General features: G+C 44.0%; 12 protein-coding genes. 3 read left to right on the forward strand and 9 right to left on the reverse strand.

Annotation, left to right across the window (positions count from 1 at the left end; translation table 11 throughout):
• Positions 1-57: 57 nt before the first annotated feature.
• The 9 genes from NOM01_RS07910 to NOM01_RS07950 form a co-directional block, all read right to left on the reverse strand.
• The gene (locus NOM01_RS07910) at positions 58-2,394 is read right to left on the reverse strand and encodes a GW domain-containing glycosaminoglycan-binding protein (RefSeq protein ID WP_255747839.1); all 2,337 of its coding nucleotides are present in this window, start codon (positions 2,392-2,394) and stop codon (positions 58-60) included.
• 179 nt (positions 2,395-2,573) lie between these two features.
• Positions 2,574-4,880 carry a GW domain-containing glycosaminoglycan-binding protein gene (locus tag NOM01_RS07915; RefSeq protein WP_255747841.1) on the reverse strand — a complete coding sequence of 769 codons (2,307 nt, stop codon included), beginning with the start codon at positions 4,878-4,880 and terminating at the stop codon, positions 2,574-2,576.
• 275 nt (positions 4,881-5,155) lie between these two features.
• Positions 5,156-6,496 (reverse strand): C1 family peptidase, encoded by a 1,341-nt coding sequence (locus NOM01_RS07920; RefSeq protein WP_370645982.1) that lies wholly within the window; start codon positions 6,494-6,496, stop codon positions 5,156-5,158.
• Between the two features lie 322 nt (positions 6,497-6,818).
• Positions 6,819-7,814, reverse strand: a complete 996-nt coding sequence (locus NOM01_RS07925) for a 5-oxoprolinase subunit C family protein (protein ID WP_255747842.1) — start codon at positions 7,812-7,814, stop codon at positions 6,819-6,821.
• Entirely contained in the window at positions 7,805-8,527 is a 723-nt protein-coding gene (pxpB, locus tag NOM01_RS07930) for a 5-oxoprolinase subunit PxpB (RefSeq protein WP_255747844.1), read from the reverse strand. Before pxpB ends, NOM01_RS07925 begins: the two co-directional genes overlap by 10 nt.
• A 42-nt stretch (positions 8,528-8,569) precedes the next feature.
• Positions 8,570-9,328, reverse strand: a complete 759-nt coding sequence (locus NOM01_RS07935) for a LamB/YcsF family protein (protein ID WP_255747846.1) — start codon at positions 9,326-9,328, stop codon at positions 8,570-8,572.
• A gap of 188 nt (positions 9,329-9,516) precedes the next feature.
• On the reverse strand, positions 9,517-10,260 hold the full coding sequence (locus tag NOM01_RS07940; RefSeq protein ID WP_370646001.1) for an amino acid ABC transporter ATP-binding protein: 744 nt from the start codon (positions 10,258-10,260) through the stop codon (positions 9,517-9,519).
• Positions 10,261-10,280: 20 nt separating this feature from the next.
• Positions 10,281-10,973 (reverse strand): amino acid ABC transporter permease, encoded by a 693-nt coding sequence (locus NOM01_RS07945; RefSeq protein ID WP_255747849.1) that lies wholly within the window; start codon positions 10,971-10,973, stop codon positions 10,281-10,283.
• Positions 10,974-11,768, reverse strand: coding sequence for a transporter substrate-binding domain-containing protein (locus NOM01_RS07950; RefSeq protein ID WP_255747850.1), 795 nt, complete (start codon positions 11,766-11,768; stop codon positions 10,974-10,976).
• A gap of 331 nt (positions 11,769-12,099) precedes the next feature.
• On the opposite strand from NOM01_RS07950, the gene rpiA reads away from it, so the two are divergent.
• The 3 genes from rpiA to NOM01_RS07965 all read left to right on the forward strand — a co-directional run bounded on the left by rpiA (position 12,100) and on the right by NOM01_RS07965 (position 15,403).
• A complete protein-coding gene (gene rpiA, locus NOM01_RS07955) occupies positions 12,100-12,804 on the forward strand; it encodes a ribose 5-phosphate isomerase A (protein WP_255747851.1) in 705 nt (234 codons plus the stop codon).
• Entirely contained in the window at positions 12,804-13,772 is a 969-nt protein-coding gene (locus NOM01_RS07960; protein ID WP_255747852.1) for a Gfo/Idh/MocA family protein, read from the forward strand. Before rpiA ends, NOM01_RS07960 begins: the two co-directional genes overlap by 1 nt.
• A gap of 134 nt (positions 13,773-13,906) precedes the next feature.
• A complete protein-coding gene (locus tag NOM01_RS07965) occupies positions 13,907-15,403 on the forward strand; it encodes an aldehyde dehydrogenase family protein (RefSeq protein WP_255747854.1) in 1,497 nt (498 codons plus the stop codon).
• Positions 15,404-15,478 lie beyond the last annotated feature (75 nt).

A 15,478-nucleotide genomic window follows, 5' to 3' on the forward strand; every position in this document is an offset into this window, starting at 1 on the left:
ATAAAAAAGGTGTCCAAACAGCTGAAAAAGCCGTGGGCACCTGTCTCATCCTTTTATTTATTTTTCAATATACAAATGATGATCTGCAAATCCGATCACTAACTTACCGTCCATCATGGTCAATCCTTCACTCTCCTGAGGAGTTCCGCCATTCGGAATGGAGAAATGGAAACGATCCGCAATAGTCCAATTGTCATTAAGCACAGTCAAATAATTGTTTGCCAGGAAGTATAGTTTTCCATCCTCATACTGCATACCTTGAACAATACCCATTTTCTGCATGCTGTGTCGTTCAGAAAGTTTCCCTGTTTTCAGGTTATAAGTGAAGAAAGAATCATCACCAAACGATTCGGTCAGTAAAATCAGCGTATCCTGATCCCTCACTGCCATCATGGCAACATATGGAATACGATTTGTATCAAGAGATATACCAGTTTCTGATCCCTTTTTCGGTCCTGTCATTTCAAGAGAATCCGGATCAATCGTGTAAATTGTTGGTGCATCTCCCGCACTGCTTACTTCATATAACTGATCATTATAAGGATTATAGCTGAGTGCACAGGCATGACCTAAAGTCATTGACCCTGATTCGTTCACTTTTTTCCCGCCGCGATCATAGGCTGCGATCTTACCCAATCCGTTCCCAAGGTCGTATCCGACATAGTAATAATCTCTCTTGGAGTCATAAGCAAGCCCTTGCTGTTTGCCGTCAGAGGCATTGCCTGTTTGCATATGATACTGAAAGTCGTCTGTTCGTGTCTGGAGTTCACTAAGGCTTGCATTGTTAACCCAGCCGATGTCAATATCCTTATCCGCCTGTCCGAACCAATCGTTATACTTAATAAACGACCAATCATTCCATGTCTTCGTGACTTCCAACATGCGCCTGCTGTAATTGGATAAATTGCCGATGCGCGAATTACTGTCAGGAGCATCTCCATTACTTTGACCATTGTATATGCCGAATGTCGTATTTAGGTCACGCGCCTGCATATACGCTTTTGTTGGGTTCACAAGATTCATCGCATTGCTGCGCACCCAGCCAATGACATGATGATTGTACGAAATGCGGTACATTTCCTCATTCTCTACCTGCTTCTCTTCGTTAATTTGAACGACACGATTGTCCGCGTTGTACTGGCCGCTATACCCGACAAAGCTTGATTGATCATCAAAAATCGGTGCGGTACTGCTGGAGATGGTTGCGTTGTAATTCACATTGATTAATCCGGACGCATTGGCTTCCTGAATCGTCAAGTCATCACTCTTTACCCAACCGAGACTCGTACCTGCCGTATATTTCTTAATATGAACCCATCGGCCATTGTCCGCGATTTGATCGATTTTCAGCTTAAGGTTTGCATAGATGTTCAGAAATACCGGGAGCGGAGAATCATTCACCTTCGCATAGAGTTGTCCGTTTGTATTGTGTACATTGGCCACTGCCACATGCGGGATGCTGCCGTCCTCGGCTGCTTCAGAAGTCACTTGAACCGTATCCTTATGAATCCATCCCAATGTCTGTCCATCGACACCTATTTGGAACCATACTGTACTGCCTACCTTTGATTCTCGAAGAATATTAAGCGGCAGACGTTCATAGTCCGCAATTCTTCCAACAGATTTGGCTCCGGCAATTCCATACGGCTGATCCCAGATTCCATGATTTCCGCCGACTGAAACCACTCCATAAGTATTTGACGGAATAGAATTGTCATAGGAATAATTCAATGGTTGACTTGCTAAATTAGAAGCATATACGTAACAATTGACGCCATTATAGTTCACCCAGTAGAGTTTATTCGACTGAGGGCTCGTTGTCGTGAGCACAGTATTTACAGGTATGTTACCCTTATAATTTTTGGTATGCGCATAATTTTTATAACGTTTCGACGCCTTTATAACATATTTTGTGATCGGAGTTTTTTTAGTAGACAGATTAACGGCATAAACATAGCCGCGTTTTCCTTTATAATTCACATGATACATCTTATTGCCGAGACTGCTATCCGTTGTAAGGCTTTTGTTAATCGCAATTTTCTGCACACGTTGTTTTGCCGCATTTGAGCTTGTATACAAGTACGAGGTCTTTTTAATATATCGCGTTACCGTTGTTCGCCTAGTCCACAAATTCGACTTATATACATAACCCGTTTGGCCTGCATAGACTACCTTATACATTTTACTCTTCGTTTTACTGGCCGTTTTCAGCTGTGCATTAATTGGAATGAACCCCATCACCTGCTTCGATGAACCTGAAGTAGAATACAGCTTGGAGGTCTTATGTACATAATAAGTACGAGAGGCTTTTGCACTTGTCGGATAATAAGTCAATAAACTAAATATGAATACACATACAATTAATAAGGTGGTCGACCTTACTCGATTTTTCACTGTAAATTGTGCTCCCTTCCCGCCCTTTATCTAAATATAAAAATTCTCTATTCTCTGCATTCGCTAAAAATCATAGTTTGAGTATAGCCTCACTTCACGCGGCAAAACAATAGTTGATTCGTCATTTCAAAAAAAGATGCCCAAATGGCCGTATGAGCCACGGGCACCAGTGATTGTGTTTAATTTTGAATGTAGATAGTATGATCTGCGAATCCGATCGCTAACTTACCGTTAACCATCGTCAACCCTTCACTCTCTTGAGGCGTTCCGCCATTCGGAATGGAGAATTGGAAACGATCTTCAATGGCATAATTTCCGTTTAAAACAGTTAAATAGTTATTTGCTAAGAAATAGAGTTTTCCATTCTCATAATGCATGCCCTGAACAATACCCATTTTATTCATTTGCGCCGTCTGAGTCAGTTTTCCTGTGGAAATGGTGTATTCATAGAACGTATCTTTCCCGCCGACCGATTCAGTCAGTAGAATTAACGTGTTGCTGTCCTTCGCCGTCATCATCGCCACATAGTATGGAAAACTGGTAAGGGTCGTCGTCTTTGTAATGCTTAGATTATTTGGATCAGGGTTAATTTCATGAAGAATCGGCTTTTGTCCGGCACTGCTGACTTCATAGAGTTTACCGTCTATATAACTGAGTGCACAAGCATGACCAAATGTTGTCACTGCTGATGAACCTTTGTAGTTGCCGTTTTGATCATAAGCAACAATTTTTCCGGTCCCGTCTCCGGTATCATAACCAACATAGTACAGTCCCAAATCAGGATTGTACGCCAGTCCTTGCTGATTGCCTCCGCCAGCTGTAAATAAATGGCGAAAATCGGCGGTACCCGATCTAAGACCAGACAAATCGCTGCTGCGTACCCAGCCAAGGTCAATATCCTTGCCCATCTTTCCATACCAATCGTTGTACTTAATAAACGACCAATCACCAGATGTTTTAATGACTTCAAGCATGCGATTCGTGTATGCAGACAAGGAGCCGAGTGCCAATCCTGTATCAGGAGCATCCCCATTTGATTGTCCGTTGTATATTGCGCCTGTGTTCTTCACGATTTGATAACTCATGGTCGAGTTATTCAGATTCAACGCCGTGCTGACGACCCAACCGATCACATGGTTATTGTAAGAAATACGATATCTTTCTTCGTTCTCTACTTGTTTTTCCTGATTAATTTGAACATGTCTGCCGTCTGCATTAAACTGTCCGCTGTATCCGACAAAATGATCTTGATCATCAAAAATCGGCGCTTTGCTGCTGGCTATGGTCGCTCCGTAGTTGACGTTCAAGGCTTTACCGGCACTTGTCGACTGAATGGACAAATCACTTGCTCGGGCCCAGCCGAGCGATGTTCCTGCCGTATACTTCTTAATATGAACCCACTCGCCATTGTTCGCGATCATATCAATTTTGAGTCTCAGGTTAGCATAGATGTTAAGACTGGTAATAACCCCATTGCCCGGCGATTGATACAGGAATGAATTAGGCTTCGCCACACTTGCTACAGCCAAATGTGGAATGCTCCCGTCACTGGCCGTATTTGATGTCAATTGAACAATACTCTTATGGATCCAGCCAAGCGTCCGTCCGTCAACGCTGACCTGATACCAAACCACACCGCCGACTTCCGACTCGCGCAGTACATTCAGCGGCACACGCTCATAATCAGCTATGTTGCCGACTGATTTTGCATCCTTGATTCCGTAGGGTTGATCCCAAATTCCATGATTTCCGCCTGTCGAGACCACGCCATAGGTGTTAGCTGCAACAGGATTGTTATACGTGTAGCTTAATTCGGCATTAGTCAAATTGACCGCGTAAACATAACTCTTCCGTCCTTTATAAGAAACCCAAAACAGTTTATTTGACTGTGGGCTTTGCGTTTCCAAACGGGTTCCGAGCGGAATCGTTCCTGAATAACGTTTCGTCCGGCTGTAATTTTTGTATTGCTTAGACTTCTTTTTGACGTATTTAACAATGGTCGTCTTATACGGAGACAAATTCGACTTGTATACATAGCCGCGTTTGCCTTTGTAGTTTACATGATACATTTTATAGTTTAAATTGCTGTCCGTGGTCAGTTTCTTATTGATTGCTATTTTCCAGGTGCGTTGTTTCGATGCATCTCGGCTTGAGTAAAGATAAGATGTTTTATGAATATATCGGGTTTTCGTGGTTCGCTTTGTCCATAAATTCGACCGAAAAACATAGCCGCTCCTTCCGCCATAGGTCACCTTAACCATTTTACTTGTCTTCTTACTTGTGGTCTTCAGCTTGGCGTTAATTGGAACATAACGTATGAATTGTTTGGCACTATTCGAGCTTGTGTACAGTTTGGAAGTCTTATGAACATAGTATGTATAAGATTTCTTCGCTTGCGCAGGATAGTAGGATAATAGACTTAAAAACAAAACAGCAACAAGTATGATTGAAAATTGCGTGTACTTAATACGAGATTGACCGTTCACTGTGAAAAACTCCTTTCGAGGTAACTGCTCCATGACCTATGAGGCAAATAATTGAGGAAGAACATTAAATTTGTATCTCATCTATGTAAATCAAAATTTATTTTAAGCTTATGTCTAAGTATAACGCTATTCTTAGATTACGAACAATAGATTCGCAACAAACCGCCTGTTTTTTTTCTGCCTTTTGCCATCCAAAAGACCTCCGATTTGCTAAAAAAACAAAAACCGTTCTGAACGATCAGAACGGTTTTTTTAAAGTTCATATTGCATAGTCCTTATTGCATGATTGCAAGAGCACCCATCGGATCCCAAGGTTTCAGTTCAATTGGCTCTTGTTCAAAAGCGGATTTTAACTCATCGGAAAGATACTTCTTATTGATCACGACTTGATAAGTATATTCATCCATCCACGGATCACTCATGACAAAATACCCTTTTGTGCCCCATTTCTCGCCCCAGCTGTTCTCCACTTTCCAGCGGTTTGGTTTACCATCAACAAGATTCACGCCAGTCAGTACCATCGCATGGGTTAGACAGCTGTGCTTGTAATCGAGCCGTTCCGCTTTCGTCATCTTGAACTCTGTACCGAATGCCGTATCAAAGTCATACAAAGCTGTATCCATAATGCCATGTGTATTGTCCGAATATTTGCCTACATCGCAGCCGAACCATACGGATTCATTATCCTTGATCTGGCTGACGGCGAGTGACTTCAGCGTCTCCATATCAACATTCAAATATTTAATCTTGTGACCGCCGACAACGGTACCGAGATATTGTACTGTATATGTTTTCTTGTAGGGTTTATCTTGTGTCGGTGCGTTGATAATTGCAACATAATCATTCAGATCAAGGCCGACATATTTTTTGAAAAAGTCTTGTGGTGTCATGCCAAGATCTCTGTGAAACTTCTTATCTTCATCCCTATATTCAAAATCAAAGGCTTTCGGCGGTTCACCTAGTGAGAATGCAAGAATACGATAGATATCGCCCAGCATTGCTGTTTTCGCTTCTTCAAGAGCATCCCTTGAGTTTCCGTCCGCACTCATCGTGCGCAAGACACCGGCATCCTCGCGCAGCTTTGTATTCAATATGCCGTTCAGTTCAAGTGTCCGGCTGCTTTGGAACGTTTCCGGCATCGCTTGCTTCGGAACCACACCATATTTCTCAATAATGGCTACGAGCATATCCCATTGTCCGCCATCCTGCTGCGGCGTATCCATTAGCCACGAAACGAGCCGGCCATCTAGTGGTTCAGCAGCCGTATCCAAAATACTTTCGAGAAAATAATTGGATTTCTCAAACTTATCCCAGAAAAGCGTATAATTTTGTGAGAGTTCGAAGTCTTTAAGATTAAAAGCATCGCTGAATTTATGACGGAATGTATTCAAAGCAGCGAACATCCAGCATCTTCCGCTTTGCTTCTGGTCAGCAACTTTGCCCGTCTCAATTTCTTCTGAAAATACTGGATTCATTGATACAATTGCATTGCTGTTTAAAGTCGCCGCTTTAATTCCGCTTTTCATTACCGCGTCTTGAACAACCTTATTTTCAGCAACACTGTGGATTTTGTCTGAAAATGCGTCAATCATTGATGTCGAAATTTCCTTTGCCACTTCAATGTCCCCCTTATAAAAAGTAGGCTTTGTTAAAAAATTATGTTGTCTGTCACTGTTTATTGGCTCATTCGTGAAAAACCCTGCATTTCACGCCTTCCAGCTTACTGAAAGATCCATCGATTTGATGAAATGATGTGTGAACGCTTGCTTTCACCCTCCCGACGTTCAATAAACCGGCGGTAGAGGAGCCACTAAACAACAACATTGTTTAACATCACCTATAAGTAAAACCGTAACAAAACCATTATAGGTCTTAAATGACGGTCCGCAAAGGTCTACGCATGGTAATGTTATTTTTTTTAACATGATTTTTGAACATTCATCGCGCAATCCTGTCTAATTGCATAGTAATTATGTTATGAAGTAATTCAAGATTTTTCACTTGCCGCACGAATTGTTTCTCCGCTTCCTTGTTCGAAATCAGCTGAAACCTCAACTTGCTGTTCGGCGGCAGTTGTGAAAGCAGCGGCACATCCACCGATGCTACCTGAGCAATTCTTGGATAGCCGCCGGTCGATTGGTGATCGGTCATCAAGATAATCGGCTGTCCGTCTCTTGGCACTTGAATAGAACCGTTTGTTACTGCTTCCGAAAAAAGCTCAATAGGTCTGTCAAGATCTAATCCCGCACCTTCCAGACGGTAGCCCATTCGATCTGAAGATGCAGTAATCTGATAGTCGGTGTTCAGGAACACCTGCCTGCTCGTTTCAGAAAAACGCGGCCATAATGTATCCGGGATGACGCGAATGGGCTGGACATCTCGATAAGTTCTTTGTGTTGCAGCGAACCATCTGATCACAGATTTCTTTTCAGCCAATGACGCCATAACATGTTTTGCTCTTTTAGAAGGTTCACCGACCGGGATTCGATCTTGCTCTTTCAGAAATCGCCCCATGAATCCTCCTTGTCCTGCCTTTTCAAAGGTGGACCGACTGCCAAACCACAAAGGTGTATTCACTCCGCCGGCCACAGCCAAATAGCCCCTGCTTCCGGAGACCAAACCGCCGATCGTTAGGATTTGCCCTTCACGTGCGAGGTATGGCTTTCCGGTGCCGATTTTCTGTCCGTCGAGGCTTGGATGGCAGACAGCCCCTGTTATAGCAAACAAGGCATCTTCGGGAAAAAGAATACTTGGTCCGAGAAAAGAATACTCAATGACCGCATCTGATTCATCATTACCAACCAGCCAGTTTGCCAGTTTTGCCGATGGCGGATCCATCACTCCACCGACAATCATGCCGAATTTCTGATATCCCAATCTCCCCAGGTCCTGCACAGCAGAGGCAAATCCTTTTCGAATTAAGATCAAACCCATGGCTGCCCCTCCTTAATACCCATGTACTCTTGTCTCGATATCGGATCGAATTTCACGAGATCTCCGGCAGCAAGCAAAGTCGGCGGATCTGACTCCGGCATAAAAAGAGGCAGCGGTGTGCGCCCAATAATTTGCCATCCTCCAGGAGAATCAAGCGGGTAAGCTCCTGTCTGTTTTCCGGCAATACCAACCGATCCGGCAGCGATTTTCAATCGCGGAGTCGCCCTCCTTGGTGTGGCTAATTGTTCCGAAAGCCCCCCCAAGAATGGAAAGCCCGGAGCGAAACCAAGCATGTAAACCAAATAGTCCGGAGCAGAATGCATGTCAATAACTTCACGGACACTCAAGCCGCGAAGTTCAGCCACTTCGTCCAAATCCGGCCCAAAGTCTCCCCCATAACATACCGGTATATGCACAGTACGTCTTTCCATTTTATGATTGACGCTGCCGCTCACACGTTTCGCCATGTTCGCTAAATAATTGATGACTTGCTGCTGCGCCGTGATCTCTTTTCTACCGCCACGCAGCACCTCTATTGGATTATAGAAAAACACGATATTCGTGTACGAAGGTACATATTCAATAAATCCAGCAAAAGGCGCCAGGTCAAATTGTTCCGTAAACCGTTTAATTTTCATTTGGATTTCAGGTGCTATTTGATCGCCGAAAATGACACGAACCGCTTGATCGCCAAATGGCTCGATTCTAAGCATAGGGCACCTCCGACCGTAATTTCTTTTGTCCTGTGAAGCGATTCAGGTCCAGGATTTAATCTTAACTCCACAATTCTGCAACTCTTTCCGTATGATCGCAGCAAAAGCAAGCGCTGAAGTTCCGTCTCCATGAACGCAAAGGGTTTCAGCACGCACACTTACCTTGCCGCCATTCACCGCTGTCACTGTTCTGTCTTGAAGCATTTGCATCACTTGTCTCAGCGCCTGATCCGTTTCAGTAATGAGTGCCTTTGGTTCCGATCTTGGCGTCAGCGATCCATTGGGCTGGTAGGTACGATCCGCATAGGCTTCATAAATGACATGCAGCCCCACCTTCTCACCTGCAGATGCCAAAAAAGTTCCGTCCATAGCAAATAAAAGCAGATTCGGATCTACATCAGATACTGCCTGAACAACTGCTTTCGCATATTTTTCCTGATCTGATGCCATATGATACAGCGCGCCATGCGGCTTCACATGATTCACTCGAATACTTTGTGCTTTAGCTACCGCTTGGAGCGCGCCAATTTGATACACAACCATGTCATAGACTTCAGTAGGTGAAACGTGCATCTCTTTCCTTCCAAATCCTTTTAAGTCTGGAAGACCGGGATGTGCGCCGATGGCCACAGCATTCTTTTTTGCACGAGCGACTGTTCGGTGCATTTCAGAAAAATCCCCCGCATGAAAACCGCAGGCTATATTAGCCGATGAGATGAGCGGCAAAATTTTTTCATCATTTCCAATCACATAATGCCCGAAACTTTCTCCTAAATCACAGTTTAAGTCAATTTGATTCATCGAACGATCAATCCTTTTCCAAGGTCATGATGTGAACGTCAACAATGCAATTGCGTTCCTATATTTTAGAATAATCTAACAAATGAATTCAGGCAAGAAACAACCAAACCATAACTCTTCTAACTAAAAAAGCAAATCCAGATTTATCCTCCCAGATTTGCTTTAATATAAGTCCTATTAATTTTTAATTATGTGCGCTGCAAAATTCGGCTCAGAAACCGGCGTGTTCGTTCATGTTGCGGATGCTGAAACAGTTGATCAGGAGTCCCTTCTTCCGAAATGACTCCTTGATCAACAAAAATCACTTTATCGGCAACTTCCTGAGCAAACTTCAGCTCATGAGTAACGATAACCATCGTCCACCCTTTTGTCGCCAAATCTTTCATAACCTTCAGCACATCAGAAACAAGCTCAGGATCCAGTGCAGAGGTTGGCTCATCGAACAACAGCAGCTTCGGTTTCAGTGCAACGGCACGGGCAATGCCCACGCGCTGCTGCTGTCCGCCGGAAAGTTGGAAAGGGTATTGATTTTGATAATCGATGAGCCCGACCTGATCCAAGATTTCTCGTGCCTCATCAATCGCTCGGTCTTTGGGAATCTTTTGTACAATGACCGGGCCTTCAATCACATTTTCGAGCACGGTTTTGTGAGGAAACAAATTATGGCTCTGAAACACCATCGCTGACTGATTTCGAATATCGCGTGTTTCTTTTTTTGATAGTCTTTTGCTAAAATCCACGTGTTTTCCATTGATTTCAAGCGTTCCTTGTTCCGGAAGTTCAAGCAGATTCAAGCTGCGCAGCAGGGTCGTTTTACCGGAGCCCGAAGGTCCGATAATGACGAGGACCTTCCCTTCATCCAGAGTTAAATCAACGCCCTTTAAAATTCGGCTTTCGCCAAATGATTTGTGAATATCCATAGCTTGAAGCAGCATCTACCTGCCTCCCTTCATTAATGAGTTGCCACATAACGATCAAGTCTGCTTTCAATGCGTCCCTGAATAATTGAAAGGATGAAACAGAAGACCCAATAAATGAATGCGGCTTCTGAGTAGAGCAGCAGAAAATCATAACTTGTGGCGGTAATTTCCTGTGCGCGCCGGAAAAGCTCCGTCACCGTAATGGTTGATGCCAATGACGTGTCCTTGACCAAGCTGATAAATGTGTTGGACAGCGGCGGCACCGAAACACGTGCGGCTTGCGGAAGAATGATCCGCCGCATGACCTGTGCATAGTTCATGCCAATTGTATAGCCCGCTTCCCACTGTCCCTTAGGAACAGAGAGGATTGATGCGCGAATCGTTTCCGCCGCATAACCGCCGACATTCATCGACAGCGCGACAACGGCTCCGGCAAACGGACTGACTTCAATACCGAGATCCGGCAGGCCATAAAAAATAATCGCCAATTGAACAAGCAGCGGCGTACCGCGAATAATCGAGATATAGACGCGAGCGATTCCTTGTGCCACCTGCACTCTCGACAAACGCAAGAGTGCCATCAGCATGGCAAGTGCAAGGCCAAAAATAAATGAAATGATGGCAAGCGGAATCGTGTAAATCAGACCGCCTTGGAGAATCGGCCAAAACGAATGAAATGCAAGCGGCCAGTCAATCGTGATTTCTCCTAATACAAAGGGTGCCATTTATTTACTGATGTCCTTTCCAAAGTATTTCTCAGATATTTTCTTTAGTGTACCGTCTTTCTTCATTGCCTTGAGCTGCTTCGTAAATTCTTTGTCCAAATCGCTTCCCTTAAGCACAGGAAAAGCGATGTCTGCCGCATTGGACTTAACGAGTGCCGCAATTTTGAGATTGCTGTCGTTCGTTTCTTTGAAATATTGCAGCACCGCTCCTTGGTCATTAACGGTTGCATCGACACGTCCCTGGCTCACAAGCTTCAAGGCTTTGGACAATTCGTCCTGACCCACAATGACCGCCCCTGCCTTTTTCGTCATTTCCCCATAGTTACTGGAGAGACCTTGGGCAACCTTAACTCCCTTCAAATCGCTCAGTGCTTTAATCTTATTATTATTCTTACGTGTGACAATGACGGACTGGGATGTTGAGTAGACACGTGAAAAATCATATTTCTTCACGCGCTCGGGTGTCACACCGACATCATTAGAAATCGTGTCAAATCGTTTCGCATTCAGGCCCGCAAACAGTGAATCCCAATTTGATTCCTTAAATTGTACTTTTACACCCATTCGTTTGCCCACTTCGCGAATCACATCAACATCGAAACCGACCAATTTATTTGTTTTGCTGTCATGATAGGTATAAGGTGCATAGGTACCTTCAGTTCCAACCTTCAGCACACCTTTTTCCTTAATCTGATCAACTGCGCTTTTGTTTTTGGATGAATGACCTGCCGCGCTGCATCCAATTAATGAAAATGCAAGTACCGCCATTAAAAAACCCATCAATAATTTCTTCATTGTTTTTCCTCCTGCTACGTATATCCTTGCTCGTTTCATCAAGCCGGATTTGTTTGTCTCCCGTTGCCTATTTTTATATCCGAGTAATTGAATATGTTTTAACGGAATTTCATTCTAACATTTTTCCGAAAAACAAACAACACAATTAAAATATGCTTCATTAAAGGTCTTTTATTCACTTCTGGTTGTCAGATCAAATCAGCACAATAATTTTTTCACTATTCTGCTTCTGCCGAGGACTATTGTTTGAACAGTACATTTAAGCATGGTATACTTAAGCCATTAAATAGCACATATTCTTTATATTCGCACATATGTGCGATCGGTGGTGATGAAAACGAGCGCTTTTGATATTAAGAAAGAATGTGCCAAAGAAGCTTTGGCGATCATTCCCAATCATTCGATCATTGGCTTAGGCGGAGGCAGTACGATCAGTCATCTGATTCATTTTATTAAAGAAAAAGATAATTTTGAGGTGCAAGTTGTCACGCCCTCAATGCAAACAAAGCTACTCTGCTTAGAGAATGGTCTGCAGGTACTCCATACAGAGTGCGTCGATCATATTGATTTGGCCTTTGACGGATGCGACCAAGTTGACCAGCAGCTTTTTGCCCTAAAAAGCGGTGGAGGGATTCATGCATTAGAGAAACTCATCGGTTCAATGGCTGATGAGTACATCCTTCTCGTTGATGAATCCAAATACGCACAGACATTAACCTTCGAAAAGCCAGTTGTCCTAGAACTTCTGACCGAGGCTATGGCCTACGTACGCAGCAAGGTTGAACAATTAGGTGGAAGACCGGAGATGCGCCGCAGTGCGGCAAAGGATGGATTCACGATCTCCGATAACGGCCATCTTTTAATGGATGTCTATTTTGATCAGGTTAGTGATATTCGAAAACTGGACGACGATTTACAAGCTATCCGCGGCGTCATTGATACATCTCTTTTCGTCGATGTTGCAACAAAGGCATTGATCGCCGGCGAAAACGGCATGCGCTGGCTAAGCAAGACATCTCGTGAGGTGAACCATTAATGAGTGATCGAAAATGGGCGATCATCGGTCCCGGAGCCATTGCTGCTGAATTTGCGCAGACGCTGCATGTGAGCGGCCGCAAAATATATGGGGTCGGTTCGCGAAGCTTGGAACGTGCCCAAGCCTTTGCCGACAAGAATCATATTGAGAAAGCTTACGGAAGTTACGATGAACTTTTAAGTGACCCTGCCATTGACATCGTTTACCTTTCAACACCTCATTCCAATCATTACAGCTACCTGCTTAAGTGTTTGGAATCAGGCAAACACGTCCTATGCGAAAAGGCAATTACAGTCAGCAGCAGGCAACTGGATCCTGTCATTCGTTACGCAAAGCAAAAGAATTTGATTGTTGCCGAGGCAATGACGATTTATCACATGCCACTTTATCAAAAGCTGAAGGAAGTCGTCGAGAGCGGAGCCATTGGCGAAGTCAAAATGGTGAACGTTACCTTCGGCAGCCTAAAACCATATGACGTAAACAATCGTTTCTTCAATATGAATCTCGCAGGAGGCGCACTTCTTGATATTGGTGCATACGCCCTGTCCTTTGCGCGTTTCTTTCTCAGCAGCCAGCCTAATGAAATCTTGACCACAGTCAAACAATTCGAGACCGGTGCCGATGAACAATCCGGCATTATTTTAAAAAATCCGGATGACCAAATGGCTGTTGTTACACTCACGATGAGAGCGAAATTGCCGAAACGGGGAATTGTCACCGGAGATAAAGCTTATATAACTGTGGACAATTTTCCGCGAGCTGATCAAGCGACCATTACCTATCCGGATGGTCGCACGGAAACACTTAAAGCCGGAAGCACTGATCAGGCAATGGTTTATGAATACGATTACATGAATGCTGCAGTAAACCGAGAAATTGATGAACAAACACTTCCGCTGACCGACAGTGTGATGAAAATTATGACCAACGTGCGTGATCAATGGGGCATCCGCTATCCATTTGAGTAACAGTCGCATCCGTTACAATTAGCATTTTGCATTTGTTTTAAAAATAGAGAGCGTTTTCTTTTTATTTTTTGAAGCTCTGCATTACAATAGACATGTGATATTAATTACACTAAATTTTGAAGGGAAGATGTGCAATGAGTATTAAAGACACAGTCCTGGAACACGCAGTAGATACTGAATACAAACTATATATCGGCGGTAAATGGGTTGAAGGCTCTGAAGGTAAAAAAATAGCAAGCTACAATCCTAGCACCGGTGAAAAGCTGACTGAATTCACTGACGCGAGTCATGCCGATGTAGACGCAGCTGTGGAAGCAGCTACAAAAGCATTTGACACATGGAAGGATGTCAGCGTTCAAGAGAAAAGTACTCTGTTGCTTAAGATCGCTGATTTAATTGATGAAAACGCTGATCACCTGGCACTTGTTGAAACATTAGATAACGGCAAACCGCTTCGTGAAACAAAGGGAATTGACGTTCCGGCAAGTTCAGATCACTTCCGCTATTTTGCCGGTGTTATCCGTTCCGAAGAAGGCACGGCTAACGCACTTGACGAAAATACACTGACCATCAATCTAAAGGAACCTATTGGTGTCGTTGGGCAAATTGTTCCTTGGAACTTCCCATTGCTGATGGCCGCTTGGAAGATTGCTCCTGCAATTGCAGCAGGAAACACGGTTGTCATTCACCCATCTTCTTCAACATCACTGAGTCTGCTCGAATTGGCTAAAATTTTCGATCAGGCACTCCCAGCAGGAGTCGTGAATGTTATTACCGGACGCGGCTCTGATTCCGGCGATTATATGCTGCATCATCCCGGCTTTGCAAAGCTTGCGTTCACCGGCTCAACCCAAATCGGTTATGAAGTTGCCGCGGCAGCTGCAAAGCGCTTGATTCCGGCAACCCTTGAACTCGGCGGCAAATCGGCCAACATTTTCTTTGATGACGCTCCATGGGAACGTGCCATTGAAGGCGCACAGCTCGGCATTCTATTCAATCAAGGCCAAGTATGCTGTGCAGGTTCACGAATCTTCGTTCAAGAAGGCATCTATGATAAATTCGTTAGCGCACTAAAAGATGCATTCGAGAAAGTTAATGTCGGTTTGCCTTGGGAAGACGGCGTTCAAATGGGTGCTCAAGTCAACAAACGGCAACTGGAAAAGATCTTGGAATATGTTAAGATCGGCCAGGATGAAGGCGCAAAGCTTGTGACCGGCGGATGCCAGCTGACGGACAACAACCTCGATAAAGGTGTCTTCATGGCCCCAACGCTTCTTGCAGACGCAAATAACGACATGCGAATCGCTCAGGAAGAAATCTTCGGACCGGTTGCAACGGTTATCAAATTTAAAGATGCAGATGAAGCAATTAAACTCGCAAACCAATCGGATTACGGTCTTGGCGGTGCGGTATGGACACAAGATATCAACAAGGCACTCCGTGTCGCTCGCAGCGTACGTACCGGTCGTATGTGGGTCAACACCTACAACCAGCTTCCTGCAGGTGCTCCATTCGGCGGCTACAAGAAATCCGGTATCGGACGTGAAACGTATAAGAGTATTCTTGATGCTTATACGCAAACGAAGAATATCTACATCAGCACAAAAGAAACAGTTGACGGTCTCTATTAATCAGGTCTGTCATTCTATCAGAAAGAGACGAATGCTTCACGCATTCGCCTTTTTCTTTATTTTTGATTAAACATA

This window comes from Sporolactobacillus sp. STSJ-5, assembly GCF_024385605.1.
GTDB lineage: Bacteria > Bacillota > Bacilli > Bacillales > Sporolactobacillaceae > Sporolactobacillus.